The 20390-nt window shown below is 65.8% G+C and carries 9 protein-coding genes; 5 read left to right on the forward strand and 4 right to left on the reverse strand.

The genetic code is table 11. The features are described from left to right. Window positions 1-7932 carry a hypothetical protein gene (locus ACY65G_RS04445; protein WP_464996146.1) on the forward strand — a complete coding sequence of 2644 codons (7932 nt, stop codon included), beginning with the start codon at window positions 1-3 and terminating at the stop codon, window positions 7930-7932. 552 nt (window positions 7933-8484) lie between these two features. Here the strand turns inward: ACY65G_RS04445 and ACY65G_RS04450 are convergent. Continuing rightward, window positions 8485-9450: a M35 family metallo-endopeptidase gene (locus ACY65G_RS04450; RefSeq protein ID WP_464996147.1), complete on the reverse strand. Its 966-nt coding sequence runs from the start codon at window positions 9448-9450 to the stop codon at window positions 8485-8487. A gap of 498 nt (window positions 9451-9948) precedes the next feature. Here ACY65G_RS04450 and ACY65G_RS04455 point away from each other — a divergent pair, with 498 nt between their 5' ends. Beyond that, a complete protein-coding gene (locus ACY65G_RS04455; RefSeq protein ID WP_464996148.1) occupies window positions 9949-11109 on the forward strand; it encodes a serine hydrolase domain-containing protein in 1161 nt (386 codons plus the stop codon). A 467-nt stretch (window positions 11110-11576) separates the two neighbouring features. After that, window positions 11577-12815 (forward strand): acyltransferase family protein, encoded by a 1239-nt coding sequence (locus ACY65G_RS04460; RefSeq protein ID WP_464996149.1) that lies wholly within the window; start codon window positions 11577-11579, stop codon window positions 12813-12815. Here ACY65G_RS04460 and ACY65G_RS04465 read toward each other — a convergent pair. After that, entirely contained in the window at window positions 12736-14220 is a 1485-nt protein-coding gene (locus ACY65G_RS04465; protein WP_464996150.1) for a tetratricopeptide repeat protein, read from the reverse strand. The two genes, ACY65G_RS04460 and ACY65G_RS04465, sit on opposite strands and share 80 nt — an antisense overlap. A gap of 261 nt (window positions 14221-14481) precedes the next feature. On the opposite strand from ACY65G_RS04465, the gene ACY65G_RS04470 reads away from it, so the two are divergent. Next, a complete protein-coding gene (locus ACY65G_RS04470) occupies window positions 14482-16485 on the forward strand; it encodes an LTA synthase family protein (RefSeq protein WP_464996151.1) in 2004 nt (667 codons plus the stop codon). 10 nt (window positions 16486-16495) lie between these two features. Here ACY65G_RS04470 and ACY65G_RS04475 read toward each other — a convergent pair whose 3' ends face one another. Then, window positions 16496-16900 (reverse strand): type VI secretion system tube protein Hcp, encoded by a 405-nt coding sequence (locus tag ACY65G_RS04475; protein ID WP_464996152.1) that lies wholly within the window; start codon window positions 16898-16900, stop codon window positions 16496-16498. A gap of 291 nt (window positions 16901-17191) precedes the next feature. Between ACY65G_RS04475 and ACY65G_RS04480 the strand changes: the two genes are divergently transcribed. Continuing rightward, entirely contained in the window at window positions 17192-18640 is a 1449-nt protein-coding gene (locus ACY65G_RS04480) for a Gfo/Idh/MocA family protein (RefSeq protein ID WP_464996153.1), read from the forward strand. Window positions 18641-18697: 57 nt separating this feature from the next. On the opposite strand, the gene ACY65G_RS04485 is transcribed toward ACY65G_RS04480, so the two are convergent. Beyond that, complete coding sequence (locus ACY65G_RS04485) at window positions 18698-20257, reverse strand: TerC family protein (RefSeq protein WP_464996154.1); 1560 nt, start codon at window positions 20255-20257, stop codon at window positions 18698-18700. Between the last annotated feature and the right edge of the window lie 133 nt (window positions 20258-20390).

Below are 20390 nucleotides of genomic sequence, written 5' to 3' on the forward strand. Positions count from 1 at the left end.
ATGCCCTACATTATTGACACCCTCGACGGCGAGCCGGAACCGCTGCGCCAGATCACGGTGGTGGGTGCTCCAGCCGGGCCGGACCATCCGTGCATGCCACTCTGGACGCTGGCGGCAGGCGCGCCGGACTTCGACCATAAACATGCCAAGGACGCGCACGGCAAGAAGACGGGCAGCAGTGCCGACAGCACCTTCCCGGTGCGCGTGCTGACGCTCGACCAGGCCCGGCGCGCAACAGGCGTCGATCCTTTGTGGCACCAGCCGCGCCTGCTCAGCGTGCACCTGCTGGTGGCGGCACGCAACCGGCACTACCGCAATCCGACCGGCACCGCAACGCCCAGCAGCGACTTCCTGCAGCTGGGCTGGGCGGGCGACAGGCAAGTGTCATCCCGCTTCGGCGACACCTTCCGCACCATCAATGAAGCCGCGCCGGACGACCGCGACGCGCCTTTCGTGCACGTGGTGGCGGAGGCGCTGCCGGCCAACGGCAACCCATGGGAGCTGCCGCGTCCGGACGACGATCAGGTCGCCATGCCGCCCCTGCGCCTGCTGGCTGGACGGATCGGCCTGCACGTCGACACCCGTGCCAAAGGGCTGGACTGGCTGACGGCACTCGGCGTGCGCGCAGGCGCGGATGGCTGGGGAGATATCTGGCTGGTCCAGGACGGGATCGAATTCGAGGCCACGCTGCCGTTTCCCGGCGCCACCGGCCTGGCCGGACGGGTGCTGCTGCACCGCCAGCCCGACGGCTTCAGGCTGGAGCTGCTGCAGGCGGATGACGAAACTGCCTGGCGCGAGGCTTGGCGGGCCGTAATTCCGGCGCGTGCGGCGGCCGAAAGGTTGTACGGCCTGCGCTTTGCCGCCAGCAGCGAGCGGCTGCCGGTGTTCCAGTGGCCGCTCGAGGTCGATGGCGGGTCGCTGCGCTTTGCGGCCGGCAAGCCGGTCGAGCTGGCGCCGGGGGACATCAGCATTGCCCTGGTCAGCCCGGCTGCTGGCGGCGGCATCGATGGCGTGGCCGTGCTCCGGCTCGACCGGGTCACCATGCAGCTCGCCACCGATGGCCGGGTCGCTTTTTCCTTCGGGGCCGGCCAGGCCGGCGGCGCGCAGCTGGCCTGCCGCTTTGGCACCGATGGGCTCAGCGCAGCCAGCACCGCGTCCACACTGCATGTCGACGTGGCGCGACTGGCCGCCGACCTGCGCGCTGCCTATGGGCAAGCGACGCCACCGCCGGTGCCATCCCGGCGCCCGGCCGGCCAGCTGTTCGGCGCCGGCTTCGAGCGGCCCCTGATCCCCGCCTTCGTCGCCCTGGACGATGGCTGGCTGCAGCTGCCGGTCCCCAACCTCGGTCCGCTGGACATCGACAGCGACCGGGTGCTGGCCGCGGCCCGTCCGGCAGGCGCAGTGCGCAGTGTCATCAACGGCTTCTTCCGTCTGAGAACGATGGCAGGGCCGGACGCGGTGCAATCGGGCCATAAGCCGGGTGCCTGGCATCCCGGCAGCAACACGCAGGCGCCGTGGATGGTGACGCTGGAACGAGCCAGGGGCAGCGCCGGCACCGTGCTGCTGACCCTGGACGCAGGCGGCGCCACGCTGGACGACGCCAGTGTGACCCTGTACGGCCCCGGACTGTCGGCGCGCGGTTTGTTGTGGGTGTCGGGCGACCGTCCGGACGCGCTTGAAGCCTTGCCACGGCTTGGCGCCGGTCCGGGTGCCTTCATCGACGTGGCGATGGACACGGACGACCATGACGACATGCTCCAGGCAGATTTCACCGGCCTCGAATTGTTCGCCAACAAGGCCGGCAAATCGCTGGCTCGCTGGTCCAGGCTCACCCTGGCGTTCAATCCCCAGGCAGCGCGCTGGCGCAATGAAGTGCTCAAGCCAATCGAAGCCCAGCTGGCATTGCGCGCGGCCGGTGCATGCATCGACGGCGCGGGTTTCACGGTGCTGCCCGTCGATCTGCTGTGGCAGGGCGTGACGCGCGCGCAGGAAGTGCTGTATGCGATCGAAGGCGGCCTGGCCCAGGCACAGGCCGACGTGCGCGCGGCCAGCAGCCAGGTAGCGCAACTGGCGCTCGACCCGGTGCTGAAGAAGGAAATGGCCAAAGCCGACAAGAAGCTGGACGAGGTCCAGGAGGCGGCCGACCAGGCGCGCGCCGAGCTGGCCGATGCCGAGGACGCCCTGAGGAACGGGCTAGCCAAAGTCGACCTGCTGCCGCCCCCGGAGCAGCCACTGTACCAGGCAGTGGCGTGGCGGCGCCATGCGGTGATCGCGCTGGCGGCCAACATGCCGATGACGCGCATGGCAGCCGGCAGCGTGCGGCCGTTGGAAAGCCGCGAACTGATGCCGTTCGCGCTTGCCTGGGACAAGTATGTGGCAGGCAAGCCGCAAGTGCTCGCGGTGCTGCAGGAATCGGTTCATGCTCCACTGCTGGGCCTGCACGACAGCCTGACCTCGGTACGTGCCGTGGCCGCCTGGCCGGGCGCCACCGGCAGCGCGGCCCTGCCCGAACGCGGCATCGCTTTCTCGTGCGTGGGCGTGGCCGGGGTGGAATTGAATCCAGCCGACGCCTACCAGGCGGCGGTGCGCTTCGATTTGCCGTTGCTGGACGAAGCGTTTGCCAGCGCCGCCCTGCCCCCGGACGAAGCTGCGCGCCAGCGTGCGCGTGCGGCGGCGGCCGCGGCCGGTGTGGCCACTGCGCTCGACTGGCCGCGGCTCGCCCGCTTCTGGGGCGAGCAGGAACGCAAGCACCAGAACAGCCGGGTACAGGACAGCTATCTGAGCCCCTATTTCGCGACCGACGCCGACAAGCAGGTCGAGGTCACCACCCTGGTCAGCGGCCTGACATGGAAACCGGTTCTCAAGGTCATGACCAGGTGCGCGGACGCCACCGTGTACAAGCTGCCGTACGGGACGCTGTCGATCGACGGCGTCGCCGCCAGCGGGAACGCCGCTTTGCCGGGACACAGTGCCACGTTCGAGGGCGGCAATATCACCGTGCTGGGGAACAGCCCGGCCACGTTCCGCGACAATCACTTCGATTTCGAGCTGGACAACCGGCGCTGCGGGGCCGGCCCGGCCAAAGCCGCCGAATTCCTGATCGAGCGGCCGGTGGCGCTGCACGGGGTTGCGGGCAAGTTGCGCCTGGTGTCGCTGGCGCAACCGCTGGCCCTGCTGGTGAACCAGCGGCCATTTGAATTCTGGTTCAAGGACGTGCTGTTCAAGGATAATCACGCCGAGCTGGCCGCAGGCGACAGCGCGCTCGACTTTTCCGTGCTCGATGACGATGCCAGGCTGGCCGCCAGCGGCTTCGAGTGGCGCCTGAGCGCCCCCGGGGATGACGTGCCGTTTGCCCTCGGCCGCCATCAGCTGCGCTTCTTCGGGTTCCTGCTGGAACCGCTGCGCCTGGTCGGGGTGACGCTCGCCGGCAGTGCGGTGGCGTCGGCCAGGCTGCTGTGCCGCCTGACGCTGGGCGACGCCACGCCCGACGCCGGCCACGACCTGTTCACGCTCACGCTCAAGGCCGGCGCCGATCCCGGGGCCCTGGTGCCCGCCTTCGAGCGCGAGGCCCAGGACTTGACGTACGCGTTCCGCCTGCGCGACCGCACGGCCTGGCCGGGCGCCCACGCCGCGCTGCGGCGCGTCACCGTGACCCTCAACCTGGAACAAGGCGCCGGCTTCGTCCCGGCGGGGATCGGGATGCAGATCGAGATGACGGACGTCACGCTGCCGCTCGGCGTGCCCACCATCGAACTGCTGGGCGACACAGTCAGCTGCCGCGTCGCGCCCAAGGAGCCGGCAGGCTCCGCGGGCCAGGCGCGGCTGCGGGTGCTGGACGCACGCATCGCAGCAAGCCATGTGCCGGGCAGCACCACGCTGCACGTCGAGCATGTGGTCGAAATCTTCCCTACCGGGGAATACGGCGTGCCGGACAGTCCCGTCATCAGTTGGCGTTCGACGACAGAGGCCAAAGGCGTCCAGCTCTTCGGCTACCCGGCAACGCTGCTTGGGCACAGCGCCGATGCGGAAAATGGCGCCCTCGCGCTGCGCTTCGAAGGCGGTTTCGGCAAAGAAGCAACGCTTGCCTGCGCACTGATCGCCAAACTGGAGCGCCATCCGGCCGTGCCGGGAATTGCACTGCTGGCGGCCGGCCACTGCGAAGGCGCCTTGATCCAGCAGGCGGCGCTGACCGGTACCCTGTTCGGCCCCGGCATCGGCATTGCGCGAGGCCGGCTGGAATTTGCCGTGACCAGTGGAACAGACGGGGTCTGGCGCGGCCAGGCCACCGTCAGCGCCGCCGTCACGGCCAGCAGCGCGATCGAGTGGCCGATGCTGGCCTTGTCCGACCCGCCCGATCCGATCCCGGAACCGTTCATTGACGGGCCGGTCAGTGGACGTGTGCTGGTGGCTCTGGAGGACGTGCCGGCGCCGGCGCAGCACGAGGTCGAATGGACGCTGGCTGGCCATCAGCTGCCTCTGGCGCTGGCGGCCGCAATCCTGCGCCCGTTGTCCAGCGTGGCATGGGTGACGCCGGTGGTCGGCCGCAACCGGCTCACGCGCGGCAGCACCACGCTGCAGTGGAGCGGCGTGGAATCGATGGCGCTGGGCCGGCCGGCCGGCGTTGTGCCGAAACCGGGCGCCAAGGGCACCACCTTCGGCGCGCGTTTCATGGCGCGCATCGAGGACGGCAAGAAAATCGGCAAGGAGCCGGGCATGCTGCGCGCCGGGCTGGGGGCACCCGCCACCGTGCTGCAGGGAACGCTGGGTGCGGGCTTGCGGTCCGCGTTCTGGAACGTCACGCGGGGCGATGCCATCATGGCGGCCGGCGGCTTCCTGGGGGTGCTCGACCAAGGCACGCCGATGGCGCCGCTACTGCGCCTGCCGCTACTGGCCGGCATGGCCGGGACGCTGAGCCAGACGGATTTCGGCAAGGGGGCGTTCGAACTGGCGTGGAGCGATGGCCGCGCGGCATGCGCGCTGGCATTGAGCCGGCCCAGCGCACCTTCGCCCGCGAACGCCAGCTTTGCCGCTGTCAGCGCGGCCCTGGTGGCCGGTTCCCTGGCCCATGGACATCCTGGTGAGGATGAACTGGATGTGTTCGGGGCGCTGCTGGCCGAGCAAAGCTTCGGCACGCGCCGTCCGGAACAGGCGGTGTCGCTCGACGCGCCTTTCTTTCTGGCGGCGGCGGTGTCGGTTGACAGCACCTTGCGCGCTGCCCGCCGGGGCAAAAGTGCGGTGCAGGCACTGTCGTTGCTGGCCGGCCATATGCTGCTGCGCAAGCAAGACGGCGACTCGCGAACGCTGGCGCTGGCGGCGGCGCTCACCATGCGTGACGCTGAACTGGTAGCCAGCAGCATCCCGGCACCGCCACGACTGGTAGTGCTGGGCGCCGGCTTGAGCTCCCTTGGGTGGGCGGCCGCACCGCGACCCGACGCGGGCAGCACCATTTTGCCGGCAGTGCGCGCGCTGGCACTGACCCGCGATCCCGATCCCGCCGCTTTCCTGCTGAGTTGGCCGGGCAAGCCCAGCACTGAGCTGTTCAGCGCAGGCGTGTTTGCCTCGCCTGCCCTCGACAAGGGCGCCAGCGCGCCGCGCAGTCGCTCCGCGGCCACCTTTGCCGACCCCGGGCGCGGCCATCTGGCGGCGCCGGCCGCGCCGCGCATTACCCGCTGGCTGAGCGCGCCGGAGGAAGGCCGGGTCAGCCCGGTGCGCGACGATGCGTCCACTGCCGGGCCGACGCCCCCATCGGGCCTTGCCGGCCTGGGCCACCGGATGCGGCTGCCGGCCCACACCGGCGCTGCCACCGCGCTCGGCGGGGTTGGCGCCGGCGCCGATTTGGTGTGGCTGTCGCAAACGCGGGTGCCAGCCTGGCTGCCGCTGCACCTCAGCGGTCTCAAAGGCCCGCCGATCGGCTGGCTGCAATCGGCGCCGCCGCTGGTGCGGCTGCCGTTGGCGACCGAAATCGAGGCCGCGCTGCTGGCCAGCGGCACCGCCGCCACTGAAGGCGCGTTGCGCACGGTGCAAGGATTCCTGCCCGAGGAGCTGAGTCTGACCTCTGTGGGCGAGCGTGCCGGCGTGCTGACTATCCGCCGCGCCCGCCTGCTGGCCGCGCTCGATGGCGCGGCAGGGAAAGTTGCTGCCTATGACGCGGAAAATACGCGTTTCGGCCGCCCCAGCCAGGCCGGTTCCTCGTTCGTCCGCAAGCTGCGCACGCCACGCCCGGGGCCGCTGCCGGAAAATCGGGGTGACGCCCTGCGCGACCGCCGCATCCATGCGTGCGCCGTGCGCCCGCTACAGGCCTGCGACGTGCTGTTCGGTTCGGCCGATATCGTGCAGGGTGGCGCCGGCCGTATCCTGCCCCTGGCCTCCTACGGCGCTCCCGACAATGCGGTCGAGGAATCGTTCGACGCCTGGTCGATTGTCGCCGTCGCCGCACCGGAAACGGCCAGCATCGTGAACGCCCGCTGGGATGGATCGCTGCGGGTGGTGCTGCGGGTCGAGGTGCTGGTCAAGGGCACCGCCACGCTGGCGACCCGCCCTTTGCAGTTCGTGATGCGCACCTTGCTGACCGGGCTGGGGGCGGCGGTGCCGGATGCGCGCGCCATGCTGCGGATCGGCGACACGGTGCTTGAATACGGCTGGGTGACGCTGCCCAAGCCCGGCCAGTGGACCCTGCTGCCGACGCCGGCGCCCGCCGGCGATGGCAGCGAGCACCACATTCACACGGCCGAGGTCGAACTGGTGCTCGACCCGGGGCGCACCCAGCCGTTCGGCGTGCAGGAGGCCAACCGCGCCATCGCCCAGGCGCTGGCCGGCGCCGTGCCGCTGCCGGCGGTGGAGCTGCACTGGACGGTGCATCCCACCTCGCGCGGCAGCACCCGCGTGGCGCCGCTCGGGAAGCTGCTCGCCCTGTTCGATCCGGAGCAGGCCGAGCCGGCCAGCCTGGCGCCCGGCACCAGCAATGCGCCGCTGGTGCTGCGAATGCCGCTGTATCCGGTGTCGCAGGCGCGCGGGACGATGCCGCTGACCCCGGCGAGCATCGTGTTCAACGATCCAGCCTACGACCGCGATCTGTCCGGCCCACCGGCGAGCGATATCAAGCCGATCAATCCGGCGCCGGCCGGCCTGGAAGCGCGCGGTGCGCTGCGCCTGGCCCTCGATGTCGACCGCGATGTGGTCAATTGTCAGGGCGTGCTCACTTTCATGCTCGACGTGCGCTACGAGCGGCCGATGGATGCCCTGTCGCAGGATCAGGCGGAAATGGCCGACATCGTGGCCGGCGGCGATCTGGAAAAGCCAGGGCCGGTGGGCCCGGGGCGCTGCAGCTTCATGCTGACCACGCAGGAAGGCGTGTCCCGTGCGCTCAAGCTGGCGGCCCCCGAGGCAGTACGGCTGGGTATCGTGTACACGTTGCCGCTGGCGGCACTGCGCGAAGCCGACGACACGCCGGCGCGCCTGCATGCGGGCGATACCCTGGCATTCACGCTGGCCCTGGAAAATACCGCGCCGCTCGAATTGCGGCTGTGGAACGCGGGCGCCGCGCGGGTCGAGCCGGTCACGATTGCCGCGGGCGCGATCAATGAGCGCACGGTGCGCCTGGTGCTCACCGGCGACGCCGTGATCGAGCCGCCCCCGGCGCTGTATGCGGCGCTGCACCGCACCAGCAGCGGCGACGGCAAATGGCGCTTGTCGATGCCGCTACATGCGCAGTCACCGCTGCCGCGCCGGGTCGACCTGGTGGAGCCGGGACGTGGCTTCCGGACCGGCATGCTGCACCGGCACGCGAGCTTCGTCTGGTATCTCAGTTGTCCGGCCACGCAACTGGTGGGCGAAACGCTGTATGTGATCAAAAGCGACCGCAACGGCCAGGCTTACTGGCCGGAAGAGGTCAGCGAGTTGATCGAGCCGGTGAAGCTTGGTGCCAATCCCTGATTTTTCACCCGTTACCCCACATTCGAAATCGACCATGTCCATCCTGTCCAATTCCACAGACACGGATTCGCTTCATCAGCCGGCCCGATTTGCCAAAGGCAGCGATAACGTCAAAATGACCGGCCTTCCGGATGTTCAGGAACGACCAGGCTGAGGTGACCAGCCACCTCTTTGAAAGTGGCGAGGAAGCGACCATGGATGACTCGGAGACTTGCCGCGCCGGCAAAAGCCTTCACCATGCCCCGTCCTGGGGATCATTCACGCCCGCCAACTGCCGGGCCACGATGGGAGGCCGGAACAAAGCAGCCGTTCGCTGATGCTGCAGTCTAGGTTGTGCTATTCCACTTGCAACACCTCGACCAGTTACGCGATCTGCTCGCGCTACCCAACGCAATAGGCGTCAATGCCTTCCGTGCTCTGCCTGACGGTCGGGTTGGCAGATTTGTCGAGAAATGTAATTGGCCAAAGCCGCAATATACTGCAGAGCGCCGAAGTTAACCGGTCGGGCGGGACGCGCTACACTGCTGGTGGCAGCAACGCAGGACATCGCCACTAGAACTCATCGATATACCATTGATAGCTTGATGCATTGTTAATGACTTCAATTCGGCCTTCAGCGGCACGTTGTTTGCAATTTTCGCTGCCATACGTGAAGTCAACTGTCCCGCACAAATAGTGTGTCAACTCGTGAACGAGAACTGCGCAACGTGAAACCGCCACACCTTCCTGCCCGTTGGCCTTCACCTGGGACCCCCAAAACGCCTTTCCTAAGAAAATATGGCAATATTTTTCATCGTTATCCCTTCTTGAATCTCTGGAATAGAAACCGGCATCCGGCACCGACTGTATCGCTACCAGTGAACTCTCATAGGGAGGAACTCCTTCCATTGCGATTTTGCCGTCCAGGTCCTGCCCACGATAGTAGAGACGATAACCTTTGGGACTATGGCAGATTTTTTGAAGATTTTCTAATACTATCCGATACTTGGCATCGGTAAATTTACCAAACCATTTTTCAAACCGTGCCTGTTCGACTCTGTTTGTTCGGACGTGCGACAATCCCAGCAACGCAGCCGTTACACGAGGGATGACCTCGGCCCCAGCCAGCATTGCCCAATTGCAATGCTCTTCTCTGGCGTAACCAAACGACGACGCGAGCGAAGTTTCACGCGGCATGCCAGAATTGAAAAGATCTTTCCTCGGGAAATACTCCAACAGCTTTTCCCTGATCGTGTCCAATCCCATGGTCCGCACCGCCGCTGTCCGGGACGCTGGCACTTGATGACGCTCATAAACCATCAGCAGCGCTCGCCTCGCATGCCGCAGTTCCCTGGCAGTGTCGTCAGAAAATCGGTTTCCTTGCCGCAGAGACAACCGACCGCTGAGCTCGTTGACATTTTGCGTGTTCAACCATTTCTCCAGGACTGCGCGTATCCTGGCGCCATCCTGCGGTTGCGGGAACAGCCTTGATATGCAATTCAAAGTGTCCAATATGCGTTGTTGGGGATTTTTGTCCATTACGGTCTTCGTCCTTATCGCAGGTTTACCAAATCTCCAGTTTCGGGCTGTGAAAATGGCACCCATGGCGTTTCCGTAAATCGGATCGCGCGAATCGATGGTAAGCGTGGGTCGCCACGTAACACAAGTAACAGAGGCAATCTGAACCGTCTGGGTATTGTTGAGACTCTATTGTTGTCGTCCAGGCGGAGACCCGGGATTCAATGGACCAGCAGTGCGCGGGCAGATAGCCCTCGAGGAAGGACCTGTACAGAGATAACGGATTTTTCCCGTGGGGACGCAGTGCTCTTGAACGCCAGGACGGTAAGTCGCCAGTTATTTACTGCAGCGAGCGACATGCAAGTCGAGTGCTGGTGCACTACCTCACTCAGAAGCATTTTACTTATTGCAACGTACAGCGAAAAAGGGTTTCTGACATAATCCCATGGCTTTCAGCTGATCAGCGCCCTTGGCCGAGTGGCAGGATTCTCGATGTGCGTCCAACAATACAAGGTGTCAATGCGATTTCTCCCTGTGCTATCGTTCCCGCCAACCGCCCTGCCGGTCCGGAACATCCGTTTTTTGCTGCTCGCGAGTGCCCTGATGGTATTGTTTTCCGGCTGTGCCTCCCCCCAGCCGAAAGTCATGCCGGCAAGCCTGCATGATGCGCTGAAGGTCCTGGCGGAACGGCATCACGTTTGCAACGTGGCGATCGCCGTCATCAGGAACCGGAAGCTCGACTCGGTCGACTCGGCCACCGGTTGCCAGTCCGCGCAGCAGCCGGTGCCAGGCAGCGTTTTCCAGGCCGCATCGCTGAGCAAGCCTGTCTTTGCGTATGCGGTATTGAAGCTGGTTGCGGACGGCAAAATGGAGCTGGACGCCGCGGTCATGAGCTACCTGCCACGGGGTTACCGGCACCGCTTCAATCCTTTGAAGGCGGAACCGTCGGACCTGGTGACCGATCCGCGTCTCGGAAAAATCACCGTCCGCATGGTCCTGAACCATACTTCGGGTCTGCCCAATTGGGCGTCCGGGCCGCTGGATTTCGATGCCGAACCTGGAACAGAATGGCATTATTCGGGCGAAGGCTACCTGCTCTTGCAGCGGGCCGTGGAAGCGGTCTCGGGACAGCCGCTCGACCAGCTCATTGCAGCGCAGGTATTCGAACCGCTGGGCATGCATGACAGCGGCTTCGCCTGGAACGAGCCGCTCGCCCGACGCCTCCTCCCGGGATCGAAAGCCAACGGCGCATTCAGGACCGCGATGGTACTGGATGCCCCGATCGCGGCCTTCACCCTCTATTCCACGGCGGCGGATTATGGGAAGTTCGTCGCAATGGTGCTTGGCGATGACGACGTCATCCGTGCAATCACCGAGTCCCCCGTGTCGGTCGATCGAAGCCTGGACATTGCCTGGGGACTGGGCTGGGGAATCGAGCACCATGGGAACGATGCCTATATCTGGCAATGGGGAAATAACACCGGCTATCGCGCATTCGTCATCGCTTCCACCCGAACGGGCGATGGACTGGTCATGCTGACCAACAGCGAGAATGGCCTCAAGCTGGCGGAGCCGCTGACTCGCAAAGTCCTACCGGGCGAGCACAAGCTCTTCAAGATGCCCATGCTGGAAGACGACGCCATCAACCTGCTCTGCAATACAGTGCGCCTGTGCCTTTGATCGGCTAACGGAGCCATCGGCCGGTCAACCGGTCAGCTGTTCTGCTGCTTTTCCGCCGCGATGTGCCACCCGTGTTCTTATAGACCGGATCTCTGCTCAGCCATTGGCGGATGAGGTGTCGTGTTGACATGACTCCTTCGGTTAGTTGCATTTATATGCTGATGCATGTCGCCCATGGTAACTGGCATGTCGAGAAATGTAGCGATAGCAACGTGCTTTTTGCATCGTCATCCCTGTGTGCCATCAGGCGTCCAAAGCAGCCAGGTTCGCGCCTATCCCAACCGCCGGGCAGGCAGCTGTGCCATGAAGTCGTAGCGAGCGCCACGACCGGTACCACGATTGCTCTACAATTTCGCTTCTATAACAAAAGCACACGTCAACCGCCATGTGGGGTCATTCCTGTGATTTCTTCTTTCGTTCTGAGACACAGGCCTGAGAAACAGGTCTGAGACACAGGCTCGCACGCCATGTATAAACCTGCCCTGACGGAACCGGCAACCGTAGCGAACCGCGTTCCAGGCATCGACCTGCTGCGCGCGATCGCCATCGTCGCGGTGATGGCCTATCACCTCAGCAGCCATGGCGTTGCCCTGCCCGCGTTCGTGGAACACGGCTGGATGGGTGTGGATCTGTTTTTCGTCCTCAGTGGCTACCTGGTTGGCTGGCAGCTCCTGAAAAACCAGTCGCGTGACGGCAGTTCGCGCTGGCGCCATTACAGGGCGTTCATGCTCGGCAGGGCGTCGCGCATCCTCCCCGCCTACTACGTGGTCCTCGGCCTGTACATGTCGATGCCGGCGTGGCGCGAAGGCGGCGAACTGCAGCCGGCGTGGAAATTCATCACATTCACATTGAACCTGTTCCCGGAATGGGAACACGGCACGGCATATTCGCACGCATGGTCGCTGTGCGTCGAAGAACATTTCTACCTGCTGTTTCCGCTGCTTGCCTGGCGAATGGCCGGGCGGTCGACCGCCATGCAGGTGGCGGTACTGGCAATTGGCGTCATCGCAGGTGGCGCGCTGCTGCGCGCGGGACTCTGGCGCTACCAGGTCGCGCCATTCCTCGACGCGGGCGATGGCGGCGCGGCCCTGCGCAACTTTGTCACGATGATCTATAACCCCACGCATGCACGCCTGGATGGATTGCTGATGGGTGTCATGCTGGCCGCGGTGCGCGCCTACCGCCCGGCATGGTGGATCGTGCTGATGCGACACCCCTGGCTGCTCATCGCCGGCGGTGCCGGCATCGTGGCGGGCACATCGCACATCCAGCCGATGAGTGCCGCGGGCGCCACCCTTCTTTTCCCGCTGGTGGCGCTCGGCTGCGCATGCCTGCTGGCGGGTGCCGCCAGCCCGCGGGCCTGGCCAGGCCGCCGGCCCGTGCCGGGTGCGCGCGCGCTGGCGATGCTGGCGTTCAGCCTGTATCTGACGCACAAGCAAGTCTATGCCTGGCTCGACGCGGCATTGCCGGCCCTCGCCCGCCAGGCACCGGCAGTCGCCTGCCTCGGCTATGCGCTGGCGTCGATCGCGGTCGCCTCCCTGCTCTACCTGGCGATCGAACGGCCGGGCTTGCGCCTGCGCGATCGCTGGCTGGGCCGCGGCGCGCCGCCAGCCGCCGACGTACGCGTCACTTCCGGGTCGCCGGCTGCAGGATGCCTTCCGCCTTCGCCAGCTCATCGCGCGACAACATCGGACGGAGCTCCGTGAGCGCGGCCTCCGCCCTGGCGTGACCACGCGCCTTGGCGAGGCTGCACCACACATAGGCCGCCGCCAGGTCCTTCGGGCCGCCCTCGCCGCGCATCGACATCACGGCCAGGTTGAACATGCCGTCCGGCTGCGCCTGGCGTGCCGCGGCGTCGAACAGCTTGCGTGCGGTTTCCAGGTTCCTGTCGACGACTTCCCCCTGGTAGAAGTAGGTAGCCAGCGCGTTCTGCGCATCGGCAACGCCCTTGACTGCCGCTTCCTTGTAGTAGCCGATCGCCCGCTTCTGGTCCGACGGCACGCTTTCGCCCAGGTCATACATCCGCCCGGCCGCGTACAGGGCCAGCGGATGGCCTTCCTTCGCCGCCGCCGCGAAGTACGCGCCCGCCAGCCCGAGGTCTTCGGCGATACCGGATTCGCCCGTGTAGTAGAGCTTGCCGAGCTGGTACATCGCCGGCATGTAGCCGTCCTCGGCCGCCTCTTTCAGGTACTTCACCGCCCGGGCGGGGTCACGGTCGCCGGCAAAGCCCGACAGGTAACCGAGGCCCAGCGCACTCGTGGCCGGCGCGTAGCCCGACTCGGACGCCGCCTCATACCATTTGCGCGCTTCGCGCGCATTCTTCGGCACACCGTGGCCAACCAGGTGGATCTTTGCCAGCGTCATCGCCGCCTCGGCGCGCTCGCTCATCTGCCCGGGCGCTTTCGGATCGAAGCGCATGCGATCTTCCGGCGCGAACCGGGCATCGACCACCTTGCGCAGCCAGGCGATGGCCTGTCCAGTGTCGGCGGGCACGCCCTGGCCCAGCAGGTACAGCTTGCCGATCATCAGGGCGGAAATGCCGTACCCCAGCTTCCGGTAGTTTTCCCTGAACTGGGCCATCGCCTCGCCGAAGTCGCCGCGGTCATGGGCCGCGAAGGCTTCGCCAAGCGTGCGGTCCTTGCGGGCGATGCGGTGCATGCCGGCGGCGAACCGCAGGTCGCTGGGCGAGCATTTCACCGATGGCGCCATCGGGTCCGGCGCGGCGGCACGCAGTTCGCCGGCCAGGGCGCCAAGTTCCGCGTTGCTGGCGGACGCCACGTCGCCCAGCGGTGCCGTGTCGCGCACGACCTGCACGGGCGCGCCGCCCAGCGAGCTGACGGCGCTGCCCTCGAGCGAATGGTGGAAATGGCGCATGTAGTCCAGCACGAGGTCGTCCTCGTTCGGGTTGTAGCCCGCCATGAAGTTGCAGGACGATGCGCGCTTGCGGCTGAGCACCCGGCTGTCGGCAGCGACGAATTCGGTGGGGTCCGCCGCCCCCAGGCGGCTTCCTTTCACCGTCACGGCCGGCGCGACGGTCGCGCCGGCCTGCAGCGCCATGGCCGCCGGCATCGGCAGCAAGGCTGACATGGCGAGCAGGAACCCGGCCCGCATCGTCCGGACTCCAGTGCGGCGATGGCATGCAGACATGAAATCTCCGGTGAAGAGTAAAACCATCTTTATAACCGCTCCGGCCGTGGCCATGGATGGTCCGGGCGAACAATCAGCAACATGAGCCGATGCCCCGGGGCCCCACTCGGTGGCGCGGCCTTAACGGGAACTTAACCCGTGCTTAACCGTACCGCGACAGGTAGTTCGCTACTGTCCGGCTTTGCGCGCCCGCCGCGTATCGCCGATCCACCGCACACCGATCCCATGAACCAGGCCGTCGCCAACGCATCTCCCTCTTCTTCCCGATCCACCACGGTGCGCTGGTGGCAGTACTGGAGCCGATTCGCTGGCCCGTACCTGAACCTGTCCTGCCTGCTGGCGGCCGGGCTGGCAATGCTGTCCGTGTCGCGCATCGCACTCGTTGCCTGGCAACGGGATCGGGTCGCCGCGGCCGGGCTCCTCGGCGAGATTTTCGTTCAGGGCATGCGCGCCGACCTGATCGTGCTGGGCTACTTCATCGTGATTCCGCTCGCCCTCGCCCCTTTGCTGGCGTACCGCCGCACGGCGCGGCTGTGGGCCGCCTTCACCGCATGGTGGACAACCGCCGCACTGGTGTTCATCGGCTTCATGGAGCTGGCCACGCCGCAGTTCATCCTGCAATACGATGTGCGGCCGAACCGGCTGTTCATCGAATACCTGGCTTATCCGGCAGAAGTCTTCGGCACACTGTGGCATGGCTACCGGCTGGCGCTGGTCGTGACCGTTGCCGCCACCACCGTGCTGGCCGTGCTGGTGCACCGGGTATTGGCGGAGGCGTCGCGCCGCATGACGATGTGGCCGTCGCGCGTGCTGTGGCTCACATGGCCCTTGCTGTTGCTGGCGGTGATAGTGCAGATCCGCTCCACCACCGCGCACCGCCCCGCCAACCCGGCCCTGTTCGCGCTGAGCGGCGATGCGCTGGTCAATTCACTGGTGATCAATTCGGCGTGGTCCGTGCTCGATGCCGTGGGCTCCATGCGCAAGGAAGCCCGGTCGTCGGAAATCTATGGCAGCATGCCGCGCGAAAAGGTGCTCGCGGAAGTCATGTCCGCGCCCTGGATGCGCGACTACCGGTTCCCTTCCGCGGAATTGCCGACGCTGCACCACCAGCAAGCCGCCTACCGGCGCGACAAGCCGCTGAACCTGGTGATCGTGCTCGAGGAAAGCCTGGGCGCCACCTTTGTAAAATCGCTGGGCGGCCTGCCGGTGACGCCGGAGCTGGAAAAGCTGAAGGAGCAAGGCTGGTGGTTCGAGCAGCTGTATGCCACCGGCACCCGGTCGGTACGGGGTATCGAAGCGGTGGTGTCGGGCTACGCGCCGACGCCGGCGCGCAGCGTGGTCAAGCTGTCGCTGGCGCAGCGCGATTTCTATACGCTGGCGCTCGGCCTGGGCAAGCAGGGGTACAACACGGAATTCGTGTATGGCGGCGAAGCGCATTTCGACAATATGCGCGGCTTCTTCACCGGTAACGGATTCAAGAACGTCGTGGACCGGCGCGACATGCATCCCCGCTTCGAAGGCAGCTGGGGCGCTTCGGACGAGGACCTGTTCGACACCTCGCTGGAACGCCTGAAAGCGCTGCACGCGCAGGGCAAGCCGTTCTTCAGCCTGATCTTCACGTCGTCGAACCACGAACCGTTCGAATTCCCCGACGGGAAGATCGCACTGCACGATCCCGTGAAACAAAGCGTCAACAACGCCGTGAAATATGCCGACTTCGCGCTCGGCAAATTCATTCGCGCAGCACAGCAGCAGGATTACTGGCGCGATACCATCTTCCTGATCGTGGCCGACCATGACAACCGCGTGTACGGCGACAGCCTCGTGCCCATCAACAAGTTCCATATCCCGGCGCTGATCCTCGGTGCGGATGTGCAGCCGAGGCAACTCCGCACGCTGGCCAGCCAGATCGATCTCGGGCCAACGTTGCTGTCGCTGATGGGCATTTCCAGCGACCATCCCATGATCGGACGCGACCTGGCGCGGGACAGCGATACGCCGGGCCGCGCACTGCTCCAGTTCGACAACTACTTCGCCTGGCTGGAAGGCGATTCGGCGACCATCCTGCGCCCCGGACAGCCGCCGCTGGCCGGACGATATGACGGGGCAACCGGAAATCTGTCGCTCGATCGGGCGCCGCCGCCGCAGGCCCTCGTCGACCGCGCGATGGCGCACGTGATGCTGCCTTCCCTGCTGTACCGCGAACAGCGCTATCGCTTGCCGGAATAGCCGCGCGCAGTCAGGCCGCCTCGCCGCCCTGCCCGCCGGACGTGAGCCGGACGTGCACAAACGCAAGCACCACGGTTTCCGTCACCGCCGATTCGCGCCTCGGGCCGGTGGCAACGTTGGCCACGGTGACGTGTTCCAGTTCGATGCCGTAGTGCCGCACCCATGCGCCGTCCGGCCCGAGCCGGACGAAGTCGAAGCGTGCGCTCGCCAGCGGGGTGGCCTCGATGCACAGCCGGGCAAGCACGGCGGATGCTGCATCCTTGCCCTTGACGAAGCGGATTTCCGACAGGCCGCCCGCGCTGCCGGCGGCGCGCAGCGACCAGCCGACCGAATCGCATGCGATCCACCCCGCATAGCCGTCATTCGTCGAATCGCCCGCGACGCCATCGATCCGCAGGTATGAGCGCATCGTCATGACTGCCTCCAAAAGTTATTAGGGGAACTCTTAGCGCTCGTAAGGAATTTCCTACTTAACAAATGATATCGTCATTTGAGGCGTTTATTGAAAAAAATGCATGACACGAGTGCTGCGGTGGACAACGGATACGGCACAACGCTCACGCGCGTGATTGGTCCGTCCAGTTACAAAAAGTGGTCTTGCCACCCGGATCGAATGGACCTACCATCGCGAAAGCCGCCGCCAAAGATCAGCCCGCTCCAGACGGGTGATGGCGCGACGCTTTCACCCACCAATGGAGACACTTCGATGAGCGAAAACAATGCCGGTCCGATCGATCGCCGCACCGTACTGAAAGCTGCCGGCGCAGCCGGGGTCATGCTGGCCACCAGTGCCTTTGCCGCCACGCCACGCAAACGCTACGCGGTGGTCGGCGTCGGCTCGCGGGCACGCATGTTCACCGGCGCGATTACCGGCAAATACCGTGACGGCAACGAGATCGTGGCGATCTGCGACAGCAATCCGGGGCGCGCGGCGCTGGCCGTGCGCAACATCACCGCCACTGGCGCCAGCCAGCCGCGCGCCTACAAGTCGGCAGATTTCGACCAGATGATCCGCGAAACGAAGCCGCAGTACGTGATCGTCACCACGCCCGACGCCAAGCACGACGAATACATCGTGCGCGCGCTGGAAGCCGGTTGCGACGTCATCACGGAAAAGCCGATGACGACGACGGCGGAAAAGGCGCAGCGCATCCTCGATGCCGTCAAGCGCACGGGGCGCCACATCCGCGTCACGTTCAACTACCGCTACACGCCGCCCCGTTCGCAGGTGAAGGACATCCTCATGAGCGGCGAGATCGGCGACGTGATGTCGGTCGATTTCACGTGGCTGCTCAATACCGTGCACGGCGCCGACTACTTCCGCCGCTGGCACAGCAACAAGGCCATGTCGGGCGGGCTGATGATCCACAAGTCGACCCACCACTTCGACCTGGTGAACTGGTGGCTGGGCGCGCAGCCGGAGCTGGTGCATGCCTTCGGCTCGCGCCAGTTCTATACGCCGGCCACGGCGAAGCGTATGGGACTGACGGGCGCGCACGAGCGCTGCCTGACCTGCCCGGAAAAGCAGAAGTGCACGTTTTATTTCGACCTGGCCGCCGACCCGGGCCTGAAGGCGCTCTACCTGGACAATGAAAAGCATGATGGCTACTTCCGCGACCAGTGCGTGTGGCGCCCGGAAATCGACATCGAGGACACGATGAACGTGATGGTGCGCTACGACAATGGGGCGCAGCTGAATTACGCCTTGTCGGCCTACGATGCGTGGGAGGGGTACCACGTGGCCTTCAACGGCACGAAAGGCCGGCTGGAGCACCGCATCGTCGAGCAGGTCGGCGCGGCGGGCGCCGCCGAAGTGCAGAGCCGGAGCGACCAGGTGCAGATCCGCGTGATCCCGCTGCGCGGCGCCGCGCGCGACATCGAGCCCTGGACCGGCAAGGGCGGCCATGGCGGCGGCGATGCCGTGATGCTGGAGGAGATTTTCGGGAATGCGCCGGCCGACAAGTACAAGCGCCTGGCCGACGAGCGGTCCGGCGCGTATTCGATCCTGATCGGCGTCGCGGCCAACCAGTGCTTCGAGAACGGCCAGTCCGTGCGGATCGCCGACCTGGTCACCGGCTTGAATCCGCCGGACCGCGCGCCCATGCCCACGCGCGAGATGCCTGTGCCGATGCCGCTGCGGCGCAAGATCCCCTGAGCGAAGCAAGTCCCCTGGCCGAAGCCGGGGGGCGAGGCACACGCGCCGGGGATGCGCTCAGGCGCCGGCCCCGGCCGGCGCATCGGCGCGGGTAATCAATACCGACGTGATGCGGCGCTCCCGCACTTCCGCCACTTCCAGCCGCAAGTCGTCCAGCGCCAGCACCTGCCCCACGTGGGGCAAGGTGCCGAACCGTTCCAGCATGAACCCTGCCAGCGACGTGTAGTCGTCGGTGGCAATGCCCAGCGCATCCGATTCCAGCACCTGCTGCAGGTAATGCAGGTCGGCGCCGCCATCCACGCGCCAGCGGCCGGCGCCGAGCGGCTGCACCACCGGCTGCTCGTCTTCATCGGGGAACTCGCCGGCGATCGCTTCCAGGATGTCGATCGGTGTCACCAGTCCCTGGATCGTGCCGTATTCGTCGGCGATCAGCACCAGCTGTCCGTGCGAGCGCTTCAGCGTTTCCATCACCTGCAGCACGCCTGCGGAATCGGGCATCACGATCGGCGGGCGGATACTGCGTGCCGGGTCGATGTGCCCGCCGTCCATCAGGTCGGCGATCACGTCCTTTGCACGGGCCACGCCGACGATATTGTCCAGTTGCCCGCGGCCGGCCGGATAAAAGCTGTGCGGCGCATCGAGCAGTTGGGCGCGGATCGACGCGGCGTCGTCGTCCAGGTCGACCCATGAGATATCCGAGCGGGGCGTCATGATCGAGCGCACGGGCCGTTGCGACAGACTGAGCACGCCGCTCACCATGTGGCGCTCGGCCGATTCGAACGTGGGCGGCTCCGCCTCCTCGCCTTTGGCAACCGGCGCTTCGGCACCGTCCGCGCCCGGCTTTTCGCCCATCATGCGCATCACGGCATTGGCGGTGCGTTCGCGCAGCGGAACATGTTCCTGCTGCCGGGCGAAATTGCGCCGCGCCAGCTGGTTCAGCGCCTCGATCGCGACCGAGAAGCCGATCGCCACGTACAGGTAACCTTTGGGAATATGGAAGCCGAACCCCTCGGCGATCAGCGACAGGCCGATCATCAGCAGGAACGACAGGCACAGCACCACCACGGTCGGGTGGGCGTTGACGAACCGGGTCAGCGGTTTCGAAGCGAACATCATCACCGCCATCGAGACGATGACGGCGGCGATCATCACGGCCAGTTCGTCGACCATGCCGACCGCCGTGATCACGGAATCGAGCGAGAACACCGCATCGAGCACGATGATCTGGCCGACCACCGCGGCAAAACTGGCGTAGACCACCGGCCCGCTTTTCACCGCCGCCTGCCCTTCGACCCGCTCGTGCAACTCGATCGTGGCCTTGCCCAGCAGGAAGATGCCACCCACCAGCAAGATCAGGTCGCGCCCCGAGAATGCCATTGTTCCGACCGAGAACAACGGTTCGGTCAGCGTGACGATCCAGGAAATCACGCTCAGCAAGCCCAGGCGCATCAGCAGCGCCAGCGACAGGCCCAGCAGCCTTGCCTTGTCCCGCTGGTGCGGCGGCACCTTCTCGGCAATGATCGCGATGAAGATCAGGTTGTCGATGCCGAGCACGATTTCGAGCACGATCAGCGTCAGCAGCCCTATCCAGATGTTCGGGTCGGAAAGCCATTCCATGGGCGTACCCCCGGGACTATGATGCAAGAATTGTACGGGAATCGACCGGATGGGCGAGTTCGGCTGAGCTCCGGGCTGCGCTCCGGGCTAAGCTCCGGTCGGGCGGCTGCGCCGGCCTTCCATGACAGGCGCA

Source organism: Pseudoduganella sp. jia 12 (genome assembly GCF_055502675.1).

Excerpts from the sequence above, each read along its gene's own strand:
- ACY65G_RS04445 (WP_464996146.1), top strand. The coding sequence starts at position 1 with ATGCCCTACATTATTGACACCCTCGACGGCGAGCCGGAACCGCTGCGC.
- ACY65G_RS04450 (WP_464996147.1), bottom strand. The coding sequence starts at position 9,450 with ATGGACAAAAATCCCCAACAACGCATATTGGACACTTTGAATTGCATA.
- ACY65G_RS04455 (WP_464996148.1), top strand. The coding sequence starts at position 9,949 with ATGCGATTTCTCCCTGTGCTATCGTTCCCGCCAACCGCCCTGCCGGTC.
- ACY65G_RS04460 (WP_464996149.1), top strand. The coding sequence starts at position 11,577 with ATGTATAAACCTGCCCTGACGGAACCGGCAACCGTAGCGAACCGCGTT.
- ACY65G_RS04465 (WP_464996150.1), bottom strand. The coding sequence starts at position 14,220 with ATGCGGGCCGGGTTCCTGCTCGCCATGTCAGCCTTGCTGCCGATGCCG.
- ACY65G_RS04470 (WP_464996151.1), top strand. The coding sequence starts at position 14,482 with ATGAACCAGGCCGTCGCCAACGCATCTCCCTCTTCTTCCCGATCCACC.
- ACY65G_RS04475 (WP_464996152.1), bottom strand. The coding sequence starts at position 16,900 with ATGACGATGCGCTCATACCTGCGGATCGATGGCGTCGCGGGCGATTCG.
- ACY65G_RS04480 (WP_464996153.1), top strand. The coding sequence starts at position 17,192 with ATGAGCGAAAACAATGCCGGTCCGATCGATCGCCGCACCGTACTGAAA.
- ACY65G_RS04485 (WP_464996154.1), bottom strand. The coding sequence starts at position 20,257 with ATGGAATGGCTTTCCGACCCGAACATCTGGATAGGGCTGCTGACGCTG.